Below are 21380 nucleotides of genomic sequence, written 5' to 3' on the forward strand. Positions count from 1 at the left end.
GTCAAGACGGGTCTCGAGCCGCGGAGTGCCGGGCACGCCTCTCCACCGCGTGTCGTACGCACGCGGCGAGCGGCTGCTCATCGGTTCGGGAATGCAACCCGAGGATAGCGACGAACAGTGCCTGCTGGATTGGAAAAATGTAAGGCTGCCGGTTCGGTTCGCGCTGAACGCCGAGCCATGCCTTCGCCGTTCCGGTGGTGCCGTGTGCCACCTCGGCCCGATGGTTCATCTCACCGCACTCGCACGGGCCGATGTCGTGCCAGGCGCTACGACCACGAGGGCTCGCTGCTTCTTTCGGTTCATTCACAGCCAGGAGGCCCCACAGCGGGCGCACGTCCTGTTATGCTTTCCGCGCCGCGGATGTCGCTCACGGCATCGCCGGAACCAAGGGGAACAGTAGTGGGGGAAACTTCGCAGTCCGACGACGACTTCTGGAATACCCAATTGCCGGATCGTCGGTTGGCGCGCTGGATCAGTTTCTACCTGGCTTTCCAAAGAACCACACCTGTGCCAGAGACACGTACCGTGGCCGCGCTGAACTCAGTCGTGGTGGTCATCGATCTGGACACACCGGTTCGGCATCAAGTGGCCGACTCGCCGCTGGCGACGGTTTCCCCCGTCGTCGGGCTGTCGAACACGCCGATGACCTACACGCGAGTGGGCCGGGAGCGAGGGATCATCATCGAGTTGACCCCGCTGGGCGCACGAGCGCTCTTCGGCCTGCCGTTGCGGGAAGTCAGTCGTACCAGTGTGCGATTCGAAGATCTCTTGGGCGCACGAGCCAGATTTCTCCGGGAAGAGCTGCGGGAGGCGCGGGATGCGAACCACCGGTTCCAGATTCTCGACCGGCGGTTGTCGAGCTGGCTCTTGGACGAACCGGAACTGCCCAAGTCGCTCGACCGCAGTTGGCGCAGCCTGACGATATCGGGCGGTGCGGTCAAGGTCGACGACCTCGCGGAACGGGCCGGCCTGACCCGACAACATCTGGCCACCCGCTTCCACCGGGAGGTCGGGCTACCACCTAAAGCCATCGGTCGGATTGCCCGATGTCACCACGCGATCAGGCTCCTGACAGGCACCAACCCGCCGCCGCTACCCAGGCTCGCCGCGCTCTGTGGATACACCGATCAGGCGCACCTCAATCGAGACTTTCGCCTGCTGATCGGTCGCACCCCGACAGCGTTACTGCGCCCCGGGAACGCGACCGACCTCTATCTCGGCAGCCTTATCAGCCTGCGCCCCACACCGCTGACCGGCACAAACCTGGAGGCGGGCCGCCCGCTTCGCTAGCCTGGACCAGAGCCGACGCCCAGCCGCGCCGTTGGTCGTCAGCCGGTGTCGTTCGGCGGTGACCGCGGCGTAGCCTTTCGCGGTGGCGGCGCTGATCAGTCGCAGCGCGCTCGCGGCGTTGTCCCCGGCCAGACGGTAGGCGCCGGGCACATCCACCAGGTAGTCGCCGAAGTCGTCGCGGAGCTTGAAGCAGATCGGCCGCCCGTCCCCGGCCGACGACTTCACCCGCACCACATCGGTGCGCCCGGCGCAGCTCACCGGCTCCGCGACCGCCGTCACAGCCGACACGCTCAGTCCCGCCAGAACACACCCGATAGCCACACCGAACCGAGACGCGCGCAGCACACGGGCCAAGGCCACCGCGGAGCAGCAGGACGTGCGGGAGCAGGTCGCACAGCTGGCCGCCGGTGGTGGCCCGCAGGTGTGCGAGCGCGCCACCACGGTGCTGGGCGGGTCGGCCACGGACATCCGTACACGCGCCCAGGCCGCCGAACAGACCCAAATAGCCAAGGACACCTCCGCCCGCGCGGTCACCCTCGCCCTCCACGCCAAGAGGGAAGCGGACCGGGCTGCGTGGGCCACCGACCAGCATAATTACATAATAAGGCTATCTAGATGCCTGAGGCGTGAGAGGGCTCGGATGGGCTCCGCTCAGGCAATAATCATGTTTTAACCGGTAGTACGGTGATAAAACGGGCAGTAATCATCGAGCTCAGTGAAGTTTTACATAACTCTATGATATAAATGGGTTATGGATGAGCTGGAGCGCGACCAGGGGCGGGATGACGTCACGGAGGCTTTCGACGAGGTTGTTCGCCTGATGATCCGGCATCTGGCCGACCACGGAAGTTTGACGTTCACCGCGATCATGTGCCTTGGCAGGCTCTACCGGGACGGCCCGACGCGGCTGACGGAACTGGCGGCGGTGGAAGGTACCAGCCAGCCCTCGACGAGCCAGTTGGTGCAGCGCCTGGAGCGGCAGGGGCTGGTAGTGCGAGTCAGGGACCCACAGGACGGGAGGGCGTCGCTCATCGCGCTCAGCGACGCCGGCCGCACTCTCGTGGCCAACCGTCTCCGCGATCGCCGTGACCGCCTGGCGGAGTTGCTGACAACGCTCTCCCCCGAGGACGACGCCTCGCTTCGGTTGGCGATGAATGTGGCTCGACCGATCATCCAGCGGTTGATCGAGACCGCCCGCCGGTCAGGCAAACAGGCCAGGTCCTGACGACTTGGTCACTCGATCCATTTGGGGGTACACCATGATCACACCATCCACGACCGCCACCACTTCCGCCTCTCCGCGATCCCACGCGGCCGAGCGTCCGGCCGACTACGACGTGGTGGTCGCCGGGGCCGGCCCCGCGGGGCTGATGCTGGCCGGTGAGTTGCGGGCCGGCGGTGCCTCGGTCACCGTGCTGGAACGGTTGACCGAGGTCAATTCCATCCTCAAGGCAGGAACCCTCAATCGACCCAATATCGAGGCGTTCTACCGGCGAGGCCTGCTTCCCGCGCTGCGGCAAGCCCAGCAGGAGACGGAGTGGACCGTCTCCTACATCTCCACCACGCGCCCGGACGGCACGAGCGGGCTGCCCAGGTTCTCCGGGCATTTCGCGGCGATCATGCTCGGCGACGAGATGCTGGACGAGTCCGACCCTGACCTGGCCGGGCTCTATCCCCCGGACATGGTCGACCTGGTCCACCAGAAACAGGTCGAGATCATCCTCGCCGACCGTGTGGCCGGGCTCGGCGTGGAAATTCGTCGCGGGGTGGAGGTGACCGGTTTCGAACAGGACGCCGAAGGGGTGACGGTCGAGACCGACCAGGGGCCGATTCGGTGCGGATGGCTCGTCGGCTGCGACGGCGGCCGCAGTACGGTGCGCAAGCTCGCCGGGTTCGACTTTCCCGGCACCGAACCGGAAATCACCGGCTACCACGGGATGGCCGACATCGCCGGCGTGCAGGACCTCGGTGTCGGTTGGCACGCGACCGACACCGGCGTCTACCTCAACGACCCGCCGCGCGGGCGAATCACCACGGTCTCGTTCGAGGGCGCACCGGCCGACCACGACACCCCGGCGACCGCCGAGGACCTGGAGGCAGCCATCCGCCACGTGACCGGTGCCGAAGCCACGGTCACCGGGATCACGAGCCTGACCCGGTTCACCGACAACACCCGTCAGGCCACGACCTACCGGAAGGGGCGTGTGCTGCTCGCCGGCGACGCGGCCCATGTGCACCCTCCGTTCGGCGGACAGGGGCTCAACCTGAGCGTGGGCGACGCGATGAACCTCGGGTGGAAGCTCGCCGCCACCGTGCGGGGGACGGCGCCGGACGGGCTGCTGGACACCTACACCGCCGAGCGGCTTCCCCTCGGCGCCTGGGTATTGAACTGGACCCGCGCCCAGATCGCGGTGATGCGCCCGGAGCCCCATGCCCGTGCGCTGCGCGAGGTGGTGGCCGACCTGGCGCGGACCGTGGACGGTGCCACGTACTTCGCGAAGAAGATCTCGGGTATCTGTCAGCGATACGACCTTTCCGGTGACAATCCCCTGGTCGGCGCCAGCGCACCCGACTACGAGCTGGCTGACGGATCCCGGCTCGCCGACCACATGCACGACGGCAGGGCGCTCCTGCTGGACCCCTCCGGTGCGCGGCACGACCTCGTTGCCCCCTACCGCGACCGCATGCGGACGATCACCACGGCCCCGCTGACCGACGACGCTCCGGCGGCCATGTTCGTACGACCCGACGGTTACGTCGCCTGGGCCGGCGAACCCGACCGGGACTCGCTGGACAAGGCACTGCAGACCTGGCTCGGCGCCCCACTGGCACATCCGAGCCAGACTCCGGAGGCTCCGGCTCAGCGCTAACCGCCGTACCCCTGCTACATCTGCGGCCAATGGCAGCTGCCGCCGACGCGTGGTCCTGCGTCGCCGGACTGAGCGCCGGGCAGGACATCTCCGAACGGACCCGGCAGCAGACCGGCCCGGTGCCGCAGTTCGGCCTGACCAAGTCGTTCCCGGGTTCAGCCCGGTCGGCCCCTTACCGGTCACGCCCGATGAGTTCGACGATCTCGACGACATCGAACTGATCGAGCGGCTCTCGGCGGTGCTCCCACTACTGCCCGGCGACGTGATCTTCACCGGTACCTCGGCCGGTGTCGGTACCGGACGAGCCTCGCAACGCTGCCTCGGCCCTGGCGACGAACTGATTGGTTACGTCCGCGGTGTCGGGGAAATGCGCCAGCATGACCATCATGACCTGACCACCTGGCGTTCGGAGACACCAATGACGTCGCACGGACCGTTATCGGCCACGATCGGGGTTCCCGGGCCGGCGGTGACCATGTCCAGCTACACCCGGCTTCGGGCTGACTCCGCAGCCGGGTGGCCGGCTCGATACTCGCGACGGCGGCACGTCGTGGTCGGGTCCGCGGACTACGAGGCCACCCGGCGGCTCTTTCTCGACAGGATGGGGTTCAAGCCTTCCGACGAGGTCTCCGATCGCCGCTCGTTGCTGCGGTGTTCGACCGACCATCACCACGTCCTCGTCCTACGGGGCACCCGTGTCGTTCCTGCACCACGTCACGGCAGGTCGACGAGTGTCCCGGCTTCCCCAGCGGCCGGCGCGTCCGCGACAGATTTCAGCACGAGATCTCCCAGGTCGACCGTGCTGGTCATTTTCTGGAAGCTCGCGAGGCTTCCGGGCCATTTGGTCACGACCTTGCCCGCCATGCCCAGGCGATACCAGCTGTGGCACGCACCGGCCTCCCAGACGGAGTCCGCCATTGCGCTGTCGACCCAGTTGTTGAAGCTCTGCTGAGCCCTCTGCGACGGCTGGACGGAGACGGCGCCGCTCTCGTCGACGAGCTGAATGTACTGCATGATCATCTTCATCTGCGCCTCGATGACCGCGATGATGGACCCACTCGCCTGGGTGTGCGGACCGGTCACGAGGAAGAGGTTGGGGAACCCCGCGACCACGGTGCCCTTGTACGCATGTGGCGCTTCGCGCCACGCATCCGCCTTCAGCGACCGCGCGGATTCACCGTGGAACTCTATCCCGGCGTACATATCGGTCGCGGTGAAGCCGGTCGCGAGAACGACCACGTCGGCGTCCCATTCGCGCCCGTCGCCGGTCACGACGCCGGTCGCGGTCATAGACGAGATCCCGGCCGACCAGACGGTGGTTCTGCGGTCGGCAAGGGCGGGGTAGAACGTGCTGGAGATGACCGGCCGGCGACAGCCGAACCGGTACGACGGTGTCAGGAGGTTACGCAGGCCGGCATCGACGATCTCCGACTCCATGTAGTCACGCCACTGTCCTTCGATCTTGGCGAGCTGGGCCTCGTCCATGACCGCCTGTGTTTCCGCCTCGACGTTGAACCTGTGTTCGGCGTCGAGGCGGATAGCTTCCATCCGCTCCGGTTCGTCCCGGAACCGTGCCTGCGCCTCGAGGTCGTAGAACTGTTCGTCCTTCGGCATCACATAGGGCGGGGTGCGGATCACCGCCAGCACGCTCTCGGCCACCTCGACGGCGTAAGGGAGAACCTGCGCGGCACTGGCGCTCGCACCGACGACCACCACGCGCCGACCTTCCAGGGAGACTCGTTCGTCCCATTCCGCCGTGTGGATCACCTCGCCGCGAAACGTCTCGCGCCCCGGAAGATCAGGAACGCGAGGGGTGCTGAGTGAACCACTTGCCATGATCAGGAACCGGCACGACAGCGATGCTCCCTCAGCGGTACGCAGGTTCCACACACCGGCGAGCTCTTCCCAGCTCGCCGACACCAGCGTGGTGTTGAACCGGATGCGGTCCCGGACTCCCAGATCGTCGGCCACTTTGTTGATGTAGGCGAGGATCTCGTCCCACGGCGCGTAGCTGCGCGTCCACGTCGGGTTTGGCGCGAACGAGAGGCTGTAGAAATGTGCCGGGACGTCGCAGGCCGCATTGGGGTAGCGGTTGTCCCGCCACACCCCACCCAGTTCTCCGGCACGCTCGAGGATGACGAAGTCGCCCCGGCCCTCCTCCAGGAGGCCGTGCGCAGCGCAGATTCCGCCAAAACCCCCGCCGACAACGACGGTCTCATGGTACTCAATCATGATTTCACTCCACCTCAGTTCTGACAAAGCGGTTGTCGTGCATGGCGGGAATCAGTTCACCCCGATCCTGTCATTCCGCTTCAACAAAGCCGCCCTGGCAACGGTTGTCACAGAGAACGAGGACGCGATCGGCCGACGCGTTATCTCGATTAGCCACGTGGCGATAAAGCTCCGGACGCCCCGAAAAGAACGGGGGAGGGCACGCTAGCAATGGATACTAACGTTTCCCCGTCGCCCGGTTCGGAACACCTCGGCGATTATCGCGGTCGCATGACGTCCTCCTCGCCTATACCCACACTCCACGCTGTCCAGGGGGCGCGTCCAAGGCTTGTTTCGCATCCCGTGATGCGTTCCAGGCATCACGGGCCGCGAGTGGGCTATCTTGCGGTGTTGTGGACACAGCCAACGCGGTACCGTCGGCCGAGTTCGAACTCCGACTGGTCCGTTACTTCACGGTGGTCGCCGAGCAGCAGCACTTCGCCCGCGCCGCGGCGCTGCTGCACATCACCCAGCCGACCCTGAGCCGCCAGATCCGGACCCTTGAGCAGCGCGTCGGAGCCCGGCTGCTCGACCGCGACCGGCAGGGCACCCGCCTGACCCCCGCCGGGGCCGCGTTCCTGCCCCACGCCAGGCAACTGCTGGCGGTCGCCGCAATGGCCGCGGCGGAGGCCCGTGCGGCCGCAGTGCCAAGTCAGCTCACCGTCGGCCATACGCGCGGGCTGATCATTACTCCGGCGGTACGGCACCTGCGCCACCACCACACCGAGGCCGAGGTGCACACACTGCACCTGGAGTTGGCGGAGGTGCGGACGGCCCTGTTCGGCCACCGTGTGGACGCTGTCGTGACGCGGCTGCCGTTCGCCACCGACGGACTGCGGGTCACCGTCCTGCACCACGAGCCCCGTGTGCTGCTCGTCGCCCGGTTCCACCGGCTGGCCGGCCGGGAATCGGTCACCCTCGACGACATCGCGACTGAGCCGGTGCCGAGGTTGCCCGCTGCCGAGTGGGACTCGTTCTGGCGTGTCGACCCCCGTCCCGATGGCACGCCGGCACCCGACGGGCCGTTGGTCAGTCACCTCGAGGACGTATTCGAGCTGATCGCGTCCGGGCAGGCGGTCGCCATCCTGCCCGCCGGGTTGCACGCCGAGGGCACCCGGCCGGACCTGACCTCGATCCCGCTGCACGGGGTCGAGCCATGTCAGGTGGTGCTCGCCACCCGCGCCGGGGATAGCGCACACCTGGTGGCCGCGTTTCGCCGGTCCGCCCAGGCCCTGCTGACCGAGGCGAGCTACTAAGAACGTGCCCGGCCGCAGCCTCGGCGACCTCGTCGTTGGCAACGTCGGCGAGCGCGCGGTCGAGCACGTTCGTGTAGGCGCGCAGGGTGTTCGGGTTTCCCTTGATGTTCGGGGAGTCGAGGAAGGCGTCGATGGCCGCGCGGACGGCCGGGCCGCCGGTCCCGCGGCGGCGGGTCTCCAGCTTGGTCACCATCGTGCCGATGTCCGAAGCCGACTGCGCGGATGACCGAACTCCTGTGCACGTCGGCCAGGAGTTGCTCCTGGTGGCTGACGTGCCTCGATTCCGGTGTAGTCCTGGCGGTGGTGGCGACACACTGAATGTCGTGGCGGGCGACGAGCAGCGTGTCCGGAACCAGAATCAGGCCTCTGGTGAGATTCGGGGAGCGGTCGTGCAGGCCGGAGTGATCCACGATGTCTGGCTGAGCGAGGCGGCAGCCCACCGGGATGCTGCCGGCGGTGGGCTGCCGGTGGTGCCGCGGCAGTTGCCGCCTGTGGTCCAGGACTTCACCGGCCGCAGCGAGCACGTGACCGCCCTGGACGCGTTACTTCCCTCTGACCGAGACGACATGGCCCGCGACACGGCGCCATCGCCGCACACCGCGGTGATCACCGCCATCGATGGCACAGCCGGGATCGGCAAGACCACTCTGGCCGTGTGGTGGGCACATCGCGTGCAGCACGAGTTCCCCGATGGCACCCTCTACGTCAACCTGCGCGGCTACGGTCCCGGCGACCCGGCAACCACGACCGAGGTGCTCGACGGGTTCCTGCGCGCCCTGGGTGTTCCGTCCGAGCGGATGCCCGTCGGGGTCGAGGCACGGGCGGGGTTGTTCCGCTCCCTGCTCGCCGAGCGCCGGGTGCTGATCGTGCTGGACAACGCCCACCACGCCGACCAAGTTCGTCCGCTCCTGCCGGGAACACCCGGCTGCCTGGCGGTGATCACCAGCCGCGACAGGCTGACCGGGTTGGTCGTCACGGACGGGGCACGTCGCCTGACCCTGGATCTGCTCACCGAGCACGAAGCCGTGCAACTGGTCACCGGCGTGCTCGGCCCGGCCCGCGCCGGCGCGGAGGGGACCGCGGTGACGGAGTTGGTGCGCTGGTGTGCGCGGTTGCCACTGGCGTTGCGTATCGCGGCGGGCCGCGCCGCCGCCTACCCGCATTCCACCGTGACCGCTGTCGTCACTGAACTGGCCGACGAACGCGTGCGGCTGGACGTGCTGAGCCGGGGCGCGGATGAGCGAGCAGCAGTGCGGGCCGTGTTTGGCTGGTCCTACCAGGGCCTGTCCGCTGAGCACGCGCGCGTGTTCCGGCGCCTGGGTCTGCATCCTGGCCCCGAGGTGAGCGTGCACGCCGCTGCCGCGGTCGCCGACGTAGATCCCACAACTGCGCGCCGGGTGCTGGAGGAGCTGGCCCAGATGCACCTGATCGAGCCGGTGGGCCAGGATCGCTACCGGTTCCATGACCTGCTGCGGGCATACGCCCTGGATCAGGCGATGCGCCAGGACGACCCCGATGACCGGGATCATGCCCAGCGGTGTTTGCTGGACTGGTACGCCCACACCGCTCGCACCTGCGACACGCTGACCTGCCCCGCTCATGAGCGGCTACCACAGCCGGTCACCGTTCCCGCCCATCCAACGTCGATCCCCGACGTCGCTCACGCAGTGGCCTGGCTGGCTCTGGAGCGGCACAACCTGCTCGCCGCTGTCCACCACGCCGCATGGCACGGACTGCACCAGCACACCCTCTACCTCGCCCAACCATTCATCCGATTCCTTTCCGGAGTGGGTAGTTGGGAGACAATCCTCGACATTGAAAGCTGCGGGATTGCCGCCGCGCGGCACAGCGACGACGGCAGCGCCGAAGCCTGGTTTCTCATGGCGCGCGGCCAGACGCTCACGAGCTTGCGGCGCTGGGGCGACGCGCGGGACCATTACGAACAGTTGCTGGCGCGGGCCCGTGATCTCGGTGACCGCGCCCGCCTAGCCGTCGCACTCGTCAACCTCGGGTACCTGTCCATCGAACAGGAACGCTTCGAGCAGGCGCTGCCCTATCTGGGCGAGGCGCTCGCCTTGCGTCGAGAGGTCGGTACCGTTCGAGGGAAAGCGGTTGCGGAAGGCGGCCTCAGTCGCGCATATGCCGGTCTTGGCCGGTACCAGCAGGCTCTGCACCATGCCGAAAACGAGTTGGTCTTGCGTCGTCGTTGCGATGACTTTGGCGGTGAGGCCTATGCGTTGAGCAATGTCGCTCGCGCATGGCAGGGACTGGGCGAGCATCGGAAGGCGATCGCGCTGTGCCGGGAGGCGATCTCCCTAGCCCGCACATCAGGCTTCCTCGCCGGCGCGGTCGCCAAAGGGCTGGACACGCTCGCCGTGTCCCTGCACCACATCGGGGACACCACCAGCGCGATCGCCTGTTGGAACGAAGCTGCCGCTATCTTCGACGATCGTGGCTACCCGTTCGCGGCCGATCGAATTCGAGACCGCACCTGCAAAGCCACCACACGGTCATGAACCCATCGCGTGGCTGCCGCATACGGAGGTGGTCACCAGCGCGGCCAGACGGGGTGACTGACCAGGTGGCTGCGGTCAAGCTGCCGACCCGACCAACGCCGTACACACCTCCGCCGAACAGCAGAAAGCAGCCACCACGCTACCCGCGGTGCTGCGTGAAGACCCCGACAAGAGCCCTCGTCCACACTGCTCTACACGAGGCCAACTCCGTCATGTACCCGAACACCGCACGATCGAATATCACCCGTTACCGGTAAACTGGGCAAAGTTGCATCTCATCGACACGGCCGTCGTCTCCGCCCGGTTCGTAAGCACGGCACCGGATCCCGTTGCAGCGCGCCATGTCCTGGGATATAGAGGGCGCGGTAGATCGTCTCGTGGGACACGCACATCTCCAGCTCGTCAGGAAAGTCCACCACGAGACGCTGGCTGACCTGTTCCGGGCTGAGCTTGTCCCGCAATTGCTGGTGGACATGCTCATGGAGTCGGTCATTCAGCGCCAGCGTGGACTCCGGGAGCTGGAAACCCTTACCCACGAAGCTAGGCGCCGCTTCGTCGGCGACGACCCCGGCGCGCTCACTTTCGCGCTGGTGACCACGCGCGAGGTAGCCACCGCCGTTTCACCGTGGATCGCCCAGACCACCCACCAGCTGCACGGCGCGATGGGCATCACGCGCGAGGCCAAACTGCGCTGGCGGACCAAACTGCTCTGGGCCGGCTGCGACGAGGGTGTCGCGGGCCCTGACCGCGGAGCCGAAGCCGTACCGGCGGACGAACCGTCCCTGTGGTCGCTCACCGTACCGGGAACCCTTCGCGGCAGCGCCTGTCCGTAGTCCACTTCGGACTCGGGCGATGCGGCCCAGCCGCCACCGAGAAACCTCGGCTGTGAGCAGACCGGCGATCGAAGCGGGTGGGGGCCTGGCCGCGTTGGTGGGAGGCAGCAGGAGAGCGGCGAGCCGAATCCGAGCGGGTAAGCGAAGAAGGATCGTGGGGCTTCGCGGCGGCGTTGGCCGATCACCTGGAACAGCGCGGCGGGCCTCGCACATCCGTGCCCCGGAAAGGTTTGCTCACAATCCGCTGAGACTCCTTGGGCTCATGGGTGGGCGCGTTGTCCAATAGCGGCCGCCGTGGTGAACGACGCGCCGGCAGGACACCCCGGCCGCAATTCCGGCGAGCGGCAGCCTGCCGGCGAGGTGGGCCGGCGTTCCCGTTCGGCCATGGGAACGTGTTCGGCCTATGTGAACTTGTCCGCGTTCTCCTTTGCCCACTGGGCGTAGGTGCACCCGGGACGTCCGGTGAGTTCCTCCACTGTCTGGATCGGCACCTGGGGCGTGCGCATCGTCTTCTCGAAGACGTCGATCAGGAACTCGATGACGTCCTCGGGCAATCCCTGTCCGCCCCAGTACTCGCGAGCCTGGTCGGGGGTCAGCTCCTCCCATTCGAGCTCGCGGCCGATCGCCTCGCCGATCGCGTGCAACTGCTCGACCTGGGTGATCGCGGCGGGCCCCGACAGCCGGTACTTCTTGCCGTCGTGGGCCTCGTCCACCAGTGCCCTGGCAGCCACCGCGGCGATGTCCCGCAGGTCGATCGGGGTCTGCAGGGCCTGTCCGAAGGGGGCGCGGACGCGGCCGTCGGCGCGGATCTGGTCGGCCCAGTCGAGCGTGTTGTTCATGAACACGCCCGGCCGCAGGTGCGTCCAGGCGAATCCGCCTTGCTCCACGGCATATTCGGATCCGTAGTAGAACCACTCCGACGGGTCCTTTCGCGCCTCTTCGTCGGCACCTTCGCCGGAGAGCACGACGATCCGCTTCACGCCGGCCTTCTTCGCCAGTTCGGTGAACTCCTTCACCGTTTCCGGCACCGGTGCGAGGTACACGGTATCGACGCCGTCGAGCGCGTCCGGCAGGGTCTCGAGCTTGCCGAGATAGCCCTTGGCGACCTCGACGCCCGCCGGCAGGTTCGCCCTCTTCGGACTGACGGTCAGTGCGCGGACGTCCGTCGCGCCGATACTCAGCAGCTCGTCGACCACGAGCCGGCCCACATTCCCTGTGGCTCCCGTTACCAGGATCGTCACGTCCTTCTCCTTCGCGTTCGGCCTTCGATTTTATGGTACTGGATACGAGAATGTTACCGTAGCACGTACGGTAAGGTCTCGGTGGTACGACCGGCGGGCGGGACAAGTAGGTGAACAGCGGCGATGGCGACGGAGCACTGTGGCGGTGGTGACCCGGACAAGGTGCTTCCGTTGCTGTGGCGCACCAGCCGTACCGAGGACGGGCGGCCGGTGCTGGGCCGCAGACCGGGGCTCAACGTCGACGAGGTGCTGGCCGCCGCGCTCGACGTCGCCGATGTCCACGGGCTGTCCGTGCTGTCCATGAGCAAGGTCGCCAAGTCGCTCGGCGTGGGCACCATGACTCTCTACACTTACGTGCCCGGCAAGGCGGAACTGATCGACCTGATGGTCGACCGTGTCCTCCGCGAACGCGCGCTCCCGCTGGGGAACGCGCCGAAGCCGGAGGGCTGGCGCGCCCAGCTCGAGCTGTATGCCGACCGGACCAGGACGATGTTCCGCGACCACGCCTGGCTCGGGCAGGTTTCGCTGAGCCGCCCGCCGCTGGGGCCGGGTGTCATGGACGGCGACGAGTACCTGCTGTCGGCGTTGTCCGGGCTGGGGCTCACTCCGCAGGAGCGGGTCGCCGCGGCCAACGCGGTGCAGGTGGTCGTCGACGCCATCTGCCGGGTCGAGGTGACGGCCGATCAGCTGGAGCGCACCAGCGGCGAATCGAACGACGACTGGTGGGCGGAGCGAATGTCCTTCTGGAACGACTACTTCGACCCGCAGCGCTATCCGGAGATCTTCGCGAGCTGGCGGGACAACGGCTTCGAAGGGCTCGACGCGCTGGGCGCGGCGGACGTGTACCGGTTCGGCTTCCAGCGACTGCTCGACGGTATCCACGCGGTCATCATGCGCGCGAGCGGCGGGTGACCGCCGCGATTCCAGCGCGGTTCGAGCGAGGCTCAAGTTGTTGCGGAGGCGGGTTTCCAGCTCGGCCTGACAGCGTTGCCGGGGAATGCGACCGGTAAGGAGCCCGCCATGCCCCCTACGCCAACGCGGCTGTCCGGCACGACCACCGAGATCACCGAAAGGATCGCGGAATCCGTTCTGACCAGGGAAGGAATGGTCACCGGGCTCGCCGGTTTCCACGACTGGTTCACCGGATTCGCGGTACACACCTACACCCGCGCCCGGAGTGTGCCGCTCGACGAGCTGGCCGGCTGGTCGACCGCGCCGGGAACCGGCGATATCGTCCACGACACCGGCCGGTTCTTCCGGATCGAAGGCATCGAGGTGCACGTGCCGGACCGGCGCATCCGGACCTGGAACCAGCCGATCATCAATCAGCCCGAGGTCGGGGTGCTCGGGATCCTTGTCAAGGAGTTCGGTGGCGTCCTGCACTGCCTGATGCAGGCCAAGGCCGAACCGGGCAACCACAACGGCCTGCAGCTTTCGCCGACCGTGCAGGCGACGCGCAGCAACTACACCAGGGTGCACGGCGGCAGGGACGTTCCGTACCTCGCCTACTTCCGTGACACGGCGCGGCACCAGGTGATCGCCGACGTCCGCCAGTCCGAGCAGGGCTCCTGGTTCCGCCACAAGCGCAACCGCAACATGATCGTGGAGGTCACCGAGGACGTCCCGCTGCTGGACGGATTCTGCTGGCTGACGCTCGGCCAGGTGCACCAGCTGCTCGCCGTGGACGATCTGATCAACATGGACACCAGGACGGTACTGTCCTGCTTCCCGTTCGCCGGCGACGGCACGCCGGCGCTTCCCGGTGCCGGGGACGACGGGTTCCGCGGCGCGCTGGCGCGCTCGTGCGGTGCCGGGGGCGGAAGCCTGAACAGCATGGAGAACATCCTGAGCTGGATCACCGAATCACGTTCCAGCACGGATGTCCGCACCACGACGGTGCCGCTGGCCCGGCTGCCGCACTGGCAGCGCGCGGCCGGGGTCGTCTCGCACGTCGATGGCCTGTTCTTCGACGTGATCGGGGTGGAAGTCGAGGCGTCGGGCCGGGAGGTGGGTGGCTGGATGCAGCCGATGATCCGGCCGAAGGGTGCCGGGCTCGTGGCGTTCCTCGTCAAGCGCGTCGACGGGGTCCTGCACGTCCTGGTACACGCCAGGGTGGAGCCCGGCTACGTCGACGTCATCGAACTCGCGCCGACCGTGCAGTGCACGCCCGACAACATCGAGCACCTGCCGCCGGACGCGCTCCCGAGGTTCCTCGACGCGGTGCTGACCGCCGACCGCTCACGGATCAGGTTCGACACGACGCTGTCCGAAGAGGGCGGCCGGTTCTTCGACGCCAGGACCCGATACGTCGTGGTCGAAGTGGACGACGACCCCGCGTTCGACCATCCCGACTTCCGCTGGGCGACGCTGCGGCAGCTGGTGGATCTCCTGCGGCACAGCCACTATCTCAACGTGCAGGCACGCAGTCTCGTGGCGTGCCTGCACAGCCTTTCGGCGTGAGCCGCGCTCAGTCCTCGTCGACGAGCGCGACGGCCCGCGTCCAGCCCGCCCCGGCTCCCGCGATCTTCACCGGGAAACACGAGACCTGGAACCCGAAGGGCGACGGGAGCGCGCCGAGGTTGGCGAGCCGCTCGATCTGGCAGTATTCGCGGTCCCGTCCCGTGAAGTGCGCGGGCCACAGCACCGAGGTGTCGCCGGTCTCGCGGTAGCGCCGGATGATGTCCCCGAACGGGGCGTCCAGGCTGAACGCGTCGGTGCCGATGACGCGGACTCCCAGATCGAGGAGCAGGTTCACGGCAGGACCGTCGAGCCCGGCGAAGTCACCGAAGTACCGCGCCGTCCCGGCCAGCCGGTCGGCGCCGGTGTGCAGCAGCACGATGTCCAGTGGTGAAGGGACATACCCGATCCTGTCGAATTCCCGCTTCAGCCCGTCGGCGCCGACGACGCCCGTCGGCGCGCCGGTGAGGTCGAGCACCACGCCGGGGCGGTGGAACCACTCCAGCGGGACCTCGTCGATGGTGCGCGGAGTTCCCGTCCCGTACGTCGTCCGGGAACCGTAGTGCGCGGGCGCGTCGACATGGGTGCCGGTGTGGGTGGTGAGGGAGATCCGGTCCAGTGAAAGGAATTCCCCGCCCGGCAGCGCGTCGGGATCGAACGTCAGCCCGAAGTGCTCGCGCATCTCCTCGCTCATGTGCACCGCGCCTTCCCTCGGCGAAAGCACCTCGTGCACCACGGGATCGGGCTCGTAGCCGCTGGCGTCCACGGGCGAAGAAAGGTCGATGATCCGCATGGCCGGTCTCCTTTTCTTTGTGGGCGCCACTTTTCCGGCAGATGCTCGAAATATGTCGGAGCATGGCTATACCGTTCTCCTGCCCGATCTCGAAACCGCGATGACAGGGTGAGGCCAGGGCGGGAGTCGGCCCGCGTGGTGGACGAAAGGTGGAATGCCGTGTCAGTACCGGCCGGTCAGCGAGCGTTCGAAAAGGTCTACGCCGAGGTACAGCAGTTCTACTCGCGGCACATCCAGCTCATGGACGAGGGGCCCGCCGAGGAAGCGGTGCGGACATTCACCGCCGACGCGTCGCTGCTTTCCCCGCCGAAGATCGCCGAGCCGGTGACAGGCCACGCGAATCTCCTTGCCGGACTGCGAAACGCGCTCGCCGCGTGGGCCGAAGCGGGCGAAACCTACCGGCGTTGCTACACGATGGTCTCCGTGGTTCCCCAGCCGGACGGCCGGCTGCACGTCCGGTCCTACGTCCAGGTCATCGCCACGGCTCCGGGCGCGGCACCGAGATTGCACGCGATGTGCGTATGCGAGGACGTGCTGGTGTGGGAGGACGGTGAACTGAAGGTGTACCAGCGTGTCGTCACCCGCGACGACGTGCGCTGAGGAGGTACAGCGGTGCTGAGCCGAGATTCTAGTGCCGCCGCCTACCTTCGCGGGGTGACCGATTCCCAGATTCGCTCCCCGAGGTCCGTGATCATCACCGGCGGTGGCACCGGTATCGGCCGGGCCACGGCCCGTGCCTTCGCCGACCGCGGCGACCAGGTCCTCGTGGTGGGCCGCACCCCGGCCAGTCTCGCCGAAACCGCCGAGGGGAGGGAAAACATCCGGCCGCTCGTCGCCGACATCACCGGCGCCGAGGCGCCCGAACTGGTCGTGTCGACCGCGCTGCGCGAGCTGGGCCGGATCGACGTGCTGGTCAACAACGCCGCGATCGCCGTGCCCGCCGCCATGGGGGAGATCGACCCCGGGCGCGCGGACGAACAGCTCGCGGTGAACCTCCGCGCGCCACTACTGCTGACTCAGCGTGCGGTGGACGCGCTGGCCGAAACACAGGGCACGGTGGTGAATCTCAGCACGGCCGGTTCGCTCGGCCGCCGTGCCTGGCCGGGGATGTCGCTTTACGGTGCGAGCAAGGTCGCGATCGACTTCCTCACCCGTACCTGGGCCGCGGAGCTGGCGCCGAGGGGAATCCGGGTCGTCGCGCTCGCGCCCGGCGTTGTCGATACCGGCATGGGCGAAAGGATGGGTTCCACCCCGGCCGAGTACCGCCGGTTCCTGGCGGAGATGAGCGAGTACGCGCCGCTGGGCAGGGTCGCGTCGCCGGAGGAGATCGCGTGGTGGGTCCTTCAGCTGACCCGGCGGGAAGCGGGCTTCATGACCGGCGCCGTGCTCGCCGTCGACGGCGGGGCGAGCACCGTCTGAGGTTCGGGTGCCGTGCGGATATCCGCACGGCGAAACCCGGCGCGTCTTTGCCGCCGCAGAAAAAGCGCATATGCGTATAGGGTTCGGTCTCGTCTACTATCACCGTTCGACTCAGGAATTCGAATCGGATATCGATTCGAATCCGTCGCAACGGAGGGATGTCGCGGTGCCGCTGGTGCTCACAAAACGTGATCTGGACGAGATGTTCGCGGATCCGGCCTTGGTGGAGGAAGCGTTCTGGGTCCTGCAGAAGATCGTCCTGGACACCGGTGCCACGTCCGCCGCCGCGACGTTGACCCTCGCGGTGAGGAGCGGAACGTTCACCGTCGAACTGCGGGACGTCGTCGGCGGCGAGCACGACGTCACGCTGCGCGTGCGCCCGGCGGGCGGGGCGCGGGCGACGGACGCGGCCGAAATGCTGGTGAACAACGACGGAGCCCCCATCGGGTTCGCGTCGGGTGACGCGCTCGACGCCTGGCGGGCAGCCGTTCCGGTCGGGCTCGCGGCGCGGTATCTGGCGCCCGCCGGTGCCCGATCTCTTGGCCTGTACGGCGTCGGTGCGCACGCGCGGGTCTGGCTGTGGGTGCTGACCGTGGCGTTACCCTCGCTTTCGATCGTCCGCATCTACGGCGCCGACCGTTCGGCCGCGCGGGAAATCGCCGCCGGATGCCGGGAAAGTCTTGTGGTCACCGTGGAGGAAGAGCCGTGGCCGGTCACCACTTCGGACGTGGTCGCGGTGTTCGACGAGGTGCGGTCGTTCGAATCCCGCTGGGTGGCCGACGAAACACTGTTGTTCTGTCCCGAGGGCGTGCCCACGGGACTCGACTGTGTCCGTGTCGTCGCCGCGTCCGGCGCGGAACCGGGGCCGCCCGCCGTCGCGCTGGCGGACATCCTCCGCGGCGAGGCTGTCGCCCGCTGCCACGGCGTGGAACTCGTCGTCTACCAGACCGGCGACGTTCCGCTCTGGGACAGCGCCTTTTATTCCTGGGTGGTGCGCCGGGCGCGTCAGCTCGATCGGGGAAAGCTGGTCGCATTCGGTTGATCCGTGCTCGGCGCGCACCGTGTTCAGTTGTTCCTTGAGTTGCCTTTGAGTGCGTTCGAGCACGTTTGAGGGCAGCGGCCGCGATGACGCAATCCCCAAATGGAAAAGGAGTATCAACCGATGTCAGTGCACGAGTTCGGCACGGTGGAAGGCAGCGCTCCGATCACGTTTATCAACACTTTTACCGTGCACTGCCCTGGTGAGGAATTCGAAAAGGTCTTCGCCGAGGTCTCCGCGTTCATGGCGCGGCAGCCCGGCTTCATCCAGTACACGCTCTCGCGGCACGTCGACGAGGACAAGCAGGACCGCTACGTCAACGTCGCGCTGTGGAAGGACGTGGAGTCCTGGGAGAAGGCGGTCGCCCAGCCCGAATTCGTGCCGCACGCCAAGGAGATCCGCGCCAGGTCGACCAACGTCGGCCACCTGTACCGCGCCCAGCAGGCGTTCCCCGGTTAGTCGGTCTCCTTCCACTATTCCAGCGAGGTCACGGATGAATCGTCAGGTGGTGCTGACCGGAATCGGAGTGGTGGCACCCGGGGGGCTCGGGACGAAACCGTTCTGGGAGCTGCTGTCCACGGGGCGCACGGCGACCAGGAGGATCAGTTTCTTCGACCCTTCGCCGTTCCGCTCGCAGGTCGCGGCGGAGTGCGACTTCGACCCGGCGGCCGAAGGACTCACCCCGCAGGAGATCCGGCGCATGGACCGGGCCGCGCAACTCGCCGTGGTGAGCGCGAGGGAAAGCCTCGCCGACAGCGGGCTGGACTTCGACGCGCTCGACCCGGCGCGCGTCGGCGTCGTGCTCGGCAGCGCGGTGGGCTGCACGACGGGCCTCGAAGCGGAGTACCGTGTCGTCAGCGACGGTGGTCGCGAATGGCTGGTCGATCCCGCCTACGCCGTACCGCAGCTTTTCGGCTATCTCGTGCCGAGTTCGATCGCCGCCGAGGTCGCCAGGGACGTCGGCGCGCAGGGTCCGGTGTCGCTCGTTTCGACGGGGTGCACCTCGGGTCTCGACTCGGTCGGCAGCGCGGCGGAGCTCATCCGCGACGGGACGGCGGACGTGATGGTGACGGGCGCGACCGACGCGCCCATCTCCCCGATCACCGTGGCGTGCTTCGACGCGATCAAGGCGACCACGCCGCTCAACGACGATCCGGAACACGCGTCCCGGCCGTTCGACCGCCGCCGCAACGGGTTCGTGCTCGCCGAGGGGTCCGCCGTCTTCGTGCTGGAGGAACTCGGCCACGCCCGGCGGCGCGGCGCGCGCGTCTACGCGGAGATCGCCGGTTTCGCCACCCGTAGCAACGCCTTCCACATGACCGGGCTCCGGGCCGACGGGAAAGAGATGGCCGAGGCGATCCGGGCGGCGCTGGCGCAGGCGGCGACGCCGGCGGGGGAGATCGACTACATCAACGCGCACGGTTCCGGCACGGTCCAGAACGACCGGCACGAAACGGCCGCGTTCAAACGCAGCCTCGGCGAGCACGCCTACCGGACGCCGGTCAGCTCGGTCAAATCGATGATCGGCCATTCACTCGGAGCGATCGGTTCGCTGGAACTCGCCGCGTGCGTGCTCGCGATGGAACACGGTCTCGTCCCGCCGACCGCCAACCTGCACGAGCCCGACCCGGAATGCGATCTGGACTACGTCCCGTTGACCGCGCGCGAGCACAGGGTGCGGACCGTGCTGAGCGTCGGCAGCGGGTTCGGGGGCTTCCAGAGCGCGATGCTGCTGCGGTCACCGGAGAGGATCGCCGCGTGAACGCGGCTGAGGAGCGAATCATGGATAGCAGGCGCCGCGAGGGATGGGGCGTTGTCGCGCGCATCGAGGCGCTCGCATGACGTCGGCCACGGTGATCACGGGTATGGGTGTCGTCGCGCCCACCGGTCTCGACGCCCGTTCCCACTGGGCGAACACGCTGCGCGGCATCGCCGCGATCGGCCGGATCACCCGCTTCGACCCGGAACGGTACCCGAGCAGGCTTGCCGGGCAGATCTCGGGCTTCGAGCCGAGGGAGCACCTGCCCAGCAGGTTGCTCCCGCAGACCGACCACGTGACCAGGCTGTCGCTCGTGGCCGCGGGGTCGGCGCTGGCCGACGCCGGCCTGGTGCCGGCGTCGATGCCGGAGTACGGCGTCGGGGTGGTGACCGCGAGTTCGGCGGGCGGGTTCGAATTCGGGCACAACGAGCTGCACAAGCTGTGGAGCAGGGGCCCGGAGCACGTGAGCGCCTACCAGTCGTTTGCGTGGTTCTACGCGGTGAACTCGGGCCAGATCTCGATCCGGCACGGGCTGCGCGGGCCGAGCGGGGTACTGGTGACCGAGCAGGCCGGCGGTCTCGACGCGCTCGCGCAGGCCAGGCGGCAGGTGCGCCGAGGCGTGCCGGCGATGATCGCAGGCGGAGTCGACGGTTCACCGTGCCCGTGGGGCTGGGTGGCACAGCTGGCCGGCGGCCGGATCAGCACGGCCGAAGAGCCCGCGCGTGCCTATCTTCCCTTCGATGTCAACGCGTCGGGGCACGTGCCGGGCGACGGCGGTGCGTTGTTCGTGCTGGAGTCGGAGGAGTCGGCCCGCGCCCGCGGCGTGACCTCGTGGTACGGCGTGCTCGCGGGCCACGCCGCCACTTTCGACCCGGCGCCGGGTTCGGGGCGCCCACCGAACCTGCGCCGAGCGATCGAACTCGCGCTCGCCGACGCCGAGATCGGGCCGGGGGATGTCGACGTCGTGTTCGCCGACGCCGCCGGAACGCCGAAACTGGACCGGATCGAGGCCGACGCGCTGCGTGCCGTGTTCGGCCCCCGTGGGGTCCCCGTCACCGCGCCGAAGACGATGACCGGCAGGCTGAGCGCGGGGGGCGCGGCGCTGGATCTGGCGACGGCGTTGCTGACGCTGCGGCGCGGGATGATTCCGCCGACCGTGAACGTCGCGGAAATAGTGCCGGAATTCGAACTCGACCTGGTGACAAGGCCACGCCGGGTCCATGCCACGACCGCGCTGGTGCTGGCGCGCGGTCACGGCGGGTTCAACGCCGCGATGGTCGTGACGGGGAAGCGCGAGCGGGCCGACAGTAGGAGAGGTGGGAGAAGTGCGCCAATTGACGCTGGACGATCTGACCACGGTTCTGTACGAGTGTGCGGGTGAGGCCGACATGCCGCTGGGCGGCGACATCCTGGATACCGATTTCGCCGACCTGGGCTACGATTCGGTTTCCCTGTTGGAGGCCGCGGGCCGCCTCCAAACCCGGTTCGGCGTGACACTCGCCGATGACGCCCTCGTCCAGGCGACGACCCCGAGGGCACTTCTGGGTCTGGTGAACAACGCGGTCGGAGACGGTTTTTGATCGTGCGTTGAGTTCGTGAACAAAACACGGCTGTGAAGGGCCTTCGGGACAGATTC

At 67.8% G+C, this 21380-nt stretch carries 20 protein-coding genes and 1 pseudogene; 18 read left to right on the forward strand and 3 right to left on the reverse strand.

Going from position 1 to position 21380, the window contains the following annotated elements:
- Positions 1-399 precede the first annotated feature (399 nt).
- From ACFWY9_RS03810 to ACFWY9_RS03835, 6 genes and pseudogenes are all read left to right on the forward strand, one after another.
- On the forward strand, positions 400-1290 hold the full coding sequence (locus ACFWY9_RS03810; protein ID WP_378338076.1) for a helix-turn-helix domain-containing protein: 891 nt from the start codon (positions 400-402) through the stop codon (positions 1288-1290).
- Between the two features lie 184 nt (positions 1291-1474).
- Positions 1475-1963 (forward strand): hypothetical protein, encoded by a 489-nt coding sequence (locus ACFWY9_RS03815; protein WP_378338077.1) that lies wholly within the window; start codon positions 1475-1477, stop codon positions 1961-1963.
- Between the two features lie 78 nt (positions 1964-2041).
- A complete protein-coding gene (locus tag ACFWY9_RS03820; RefSeq protein ID WP_378338078.1) occupies positions 2042-2515 on the forward strand; it encodes a MarR family winged helix-turn-helix transcriptional regulator in 474 nt (157 codons plus the stop codon).
- 34 nt (positions 2516-2549) lie between these two features.
- Positions 2550-4160 (forward strand): FAD-dependent oxidoreductase, encoded by a 1611-nt coding sequence (locus ACFWY9_RS03825; protein WP_378338079.1) that lies wholly within the window; start codon positions 2550-2552, stop codon positions 4158-4160.
- A gap of 29 nt (positions 4161-4189) precedes the next feature.
- Positions 4190-4381: a hypothetical protein gene (locus ACFWY9_RS03830; RefSeq protein ID WP_378338080.1), complete on the forward strand. Its 192-nt coding sequence runs from the start codon at positions 4190-4192 to the stop codon at positions 4379-4381.
- Positions 4382-4422: 41 nt separating this feature from the next.
- A pseudogene (locus ACFWY9_RS03835) lies at positions 4423-4476 on the forward strand (hypothetical protein); the annotation flags it as partial.
- 398 nt (positions 4477-4874) lie between these two features.
- On the opposite strand, the gene ACFWY9_RS03840 reads toward ACFWY9_RS03835, so the two are convergent.
- Positions 4875-6392 (reverse strand): flavin-containing monooxygenase, encoded by a 1518-nt coding sequence (locus tag ACFWY9_RS03840; RefSeq protein ID WP_378338081.1) that lies wholly within the window; start codon positions 6390-6392, stop codon positions 4875-4877.
- A gap of 392 nt (positions 6393-6784) precedes the next feature.
- Here ACFWY9_RS03840 and ACFWY9_RS03845 point away from each other — a divergent pair, with 392 nt between their 5' ends.
- The 3 genes from ACFWY9_RS03845 to ACFWY9_RS03855 all read left to right on the forward strand — a co-directional run bounded on the left by ACFWY9_RS03845 (position 6785) and on the right by ACFWY9_RS03855 (position 11036).
- Positions 6785-7687 (forward strand): LysR family transcriptional regulator, encoded by a 903-nt coding sequence (locus tag ACFWY9_RS03845; protein WP_378324691.1) that lies wholly within the window; start codon positions 6785-6787, stop codon positions 7685-7687.
- Between the two features lie 200 nt (positions 7688-7887).
- Positions 7888-10203, forward strand: a complete 2316-nt coding sequence (locus ACFWY9_RS03850; protein ID WP_378338082.1) for an ATP-binding protein — start codon at positions 7888-7890, stop codon at positions 10201-10203.
- Between the two features lie 479 nt (positions 10204-10682).
- Entirely contained in the window at positions 10683-11036 is a 354-nt protein-coding gene (locus ACFWY9_RS03855) for a hypothetical protein (protein WP_378338083.1), read from the forward strand.
- Between the two features lie 401 nt (positions 11037-11437).
- Here ACFWY9_RS03855 and ACFWY9_RS03860 read toward each other — a convergent pair whose 3' ends face one another.
- On the reverse strand, positions 11438-12277 hold the full coding sequence (locus ACFWY9_RS03860; RefSeq protein ID WP_378338084.1) for an NAD(P)H-binding protein: 840 nt from the start codon (positions 12275-12277) through the stop codon (positions 11438-11440).
- A 123-nt stretch (positions 12278-12400) separates the two neighbouring features.
- Here ACFWY9_RS03860 and ACFWY9_RS03865 point away from each other — a divergent pair, with 123 nt between their 5' ends.
- Both ACFWY9_RS03865 and ACFWY9_RS03870 read left to right on the forward strand, forming a co-directional pair.
- Positions 12401-13189, forward strand: a complete 789-nt coding sequence (locus tag ACFWY9_RS03865; protein ID WP_378338085.1) for a TetR/AcrR family transcriptional regulator — start codon at positions 12401-12403, stop codon at positions 13187-13189.
- Between the two features lie 108 nt (positions 13190-13297).
- Positions 13298-14737: an NDP-hexose 2,3-dehydratase family protein gene (locus tag ACFWY9_RS03870; protein WP_378324685.1), complete on the forward strand. Its 1440-nt coding sequence runs from the start codon at positions 13298-13300 to the stop codon at positions 14735-14737.
- 7 nt (positions 14738-14744) lie between these two features.
- Here the strand turns inward: ACFWY9_RS03870 and ACFWY9_RS03875 are convergent, their stop codons facing one another.
- A complete protein-coding gene (locus ACFWY9_RS03875; RefSeq protein ID WP_378324684.1) occupies positions 14745-15527 on the reverse strand; it encodes a cyclase family protein in 783 nt (260 codons plus the stop codon).
- Positions 15528-15686: 159 nt separating this feature from the next.
- Between ACFWY9_RS03875 and ACFWY9_RS03880 the strand changes: the two genes are divergently transcribed.
- The 7 genes from ACFWY9_RS03880 (at position 15687) to ACFWY9_RS03910 (ending at position 21324) form a co-directional block, all read left to right on the forward strand.
- A complete protein-coding gene (locus ACFWY9_RS03880) occupies positions 15687-16127 on the forward strand; it encodes a nuclear transport factor 2 family protein (RefSeq protein ID WP_378324683.1) in 441 nt (146 codons plus the stop codon).
- A gap of 54 nt (positions 16128-16181) precedes the next feature.
- A complete protein-coding gene (locus ACFWY9_RS03885; RefSeq protein ID WP_378324681.1) occupies positions 16182-16946 on the forward strand; it encodes an SDR family NAD(P)-dependent oxidoreductase in 765 nt (254 codons plus the stop codon).
- Between the two features lie 175 nt (positions 16947-17121).
- Positions 17122-17988, forward strand: coding sequence for a hypothetical protein (locus ACFWY9_RS03890; protein WP_378338086.1), 867 nt, complete (start codon positions 17122-17124; stop codon positions 17986-17988).
- A 120-nt stretch (positions 17989-18108) separates the two neighbouring features.
- Positions 18109-18444 carry an antibiotic biosynthesis monooxygenase family protein gene (locus ACFWY9_RS03895; RefSeq protein ID WP_378324679.1) on the forward strand — a complete coding sequence of 112 codons (336 nt, stop codon included), beginning with the start codon at positions 18109-18111 and terminating at the stop codon, positions 18442-18444.
- Positions 18445-18478: 34 nt separating this feature from the next.
- Positions 18479-19747 (forward strand): beta-ketoacyl-[acyl-carrier-protein] synthase family protein, encoded by a 1269-nt coding sequence (locus ACFWY9_RS03900; protein ID WP_378324677.1) that lies wholly within the window; start codon positions 18479-18481, stop codon positions 19745-19747.
- A gap of 76 nt (positions 19748-19823) precedes the next feature.
- Positions 19824-21125 carry a ketosynthase chain-length factor gene (locus ACFWY9_RS03905; protein ID WP_378324676.1) on the forward strand — a complete coding sequence of 434 codons (1302 nt, stop codon included), beginning with the start codon at positions 19824-19826 and terminating at the stop codon, positions 21123-21125.
- Positions 21079-21324, forward strand: a complete 246-nt coding sequence (locus ACFWY9_RS03910; protein WP_378324674.1) for an acyl carrier protein — start codon at positions 21079-21081, stop codon at positions 21322-21324. The genes ACFWY9_RS03905 and ACFWY9_RS03910 overlap by 47 nt, the downstream gene beginning before the upstream one ends.
- Positions 21325-21380 lie beyond the last annotated feature (56 nt).

The sequence above is a fragment of the Amycolatopsis sp. NPDC059027 genome (assembly GCF_042739735.1).
Lineage (GTDB): Bacteria > Actinomycetota > Actinomycetes > Mycobacteriales > Pseudonocardiaceae > Amycolatopsis.

Bases quoted from the DNA above. Each gene is read 5' to 3' on its own strand.
- ACFWY9_RS03850 (WP_378338082.1), top strand. From the start codon at position 7,888: ATGTCCGAAGCCGACTGCGCGGATGACCGAACTCCTGTGCACGTCGGC.
- ACFWY9_RS03875 (WP_378324684.1), bottom strand. From the start codon at position 15,527: ATGCGGATCATCGACCTTTCTTCGCCCGTGGACGCCAGCGGCTACGAG.
- ACFWY9_RS03830 (WP_378338080.1), top strand. From the start codon at position 4,190: ATGGCAGCTGCCGCCGACGCGTGGTCCTGCGTCGCCGGACTGAGCGCC.
- ACFWY9_RS03895 (WP_378324679.1), top strand. From the start codon at position 18,109: ATGTCAGTGCACGAGTTCGGCACGGTGGAAGGCAGCGCTCCGATCACG.
- ACFWY9_RS03900 (WP_378324677.1), top strand. From the start codon at position 18,479: ATGAATCGTCAGGTGGTGCTGACCGGAATCGGAGTGGTGGCACCCGGG.
- ACFWY9_RS03825 (WP_378338079.1), top strand. From the start codon at position 2,550: ATGATCACACCATCCACGACCGCCACCACTTCCGCCTCTCCGCGATCC.
- ACFWY9_RS03870 (WP_378324685.1), top strand. From the start codon at position 13,298: ATGCCCCCTACGCCAACGCGGCTGTCCGGCACGACCACCGAGATCACC.
- ACFWY9_RS03820 (WP_378338078.1), top strand. From the start codon at position 2,042: ATGGATGAGCTGGAGCGCGACCAGGGGCGGGATGACGTCACGGAGGCT.
- ACFWY9_RS03855 (WP_378338083.1), top strand. From the start codon at position 10,683: ATGGAGTCGGTCATTCAGCGCCAGCGTGGACTCCGGGAGCTGGAAACC.
- ACFWY9_RS03840 (WP_378338081.1), bottom strand. From the start codon at position 6,392: ATGATTGAGTACCATGAGACCGTCGTTGTCGGCGGGGGTTTTGGCGGA.
- ACFWY9_RS03865 (WP_378338085.1), top strand. From the start codon at position 12,401: ATGGCGACGGAGCACTGTGGCGGTGGTGACCCGGACAAGGTGCTTCCG.
- ACFWY9_RS03905 (WP_378324676.1), top strand. From the start codon at position 19,824: ATGACGTCGGCCACGGTGATCACGGGTATGGGTGTCGTCGCGCCCACC.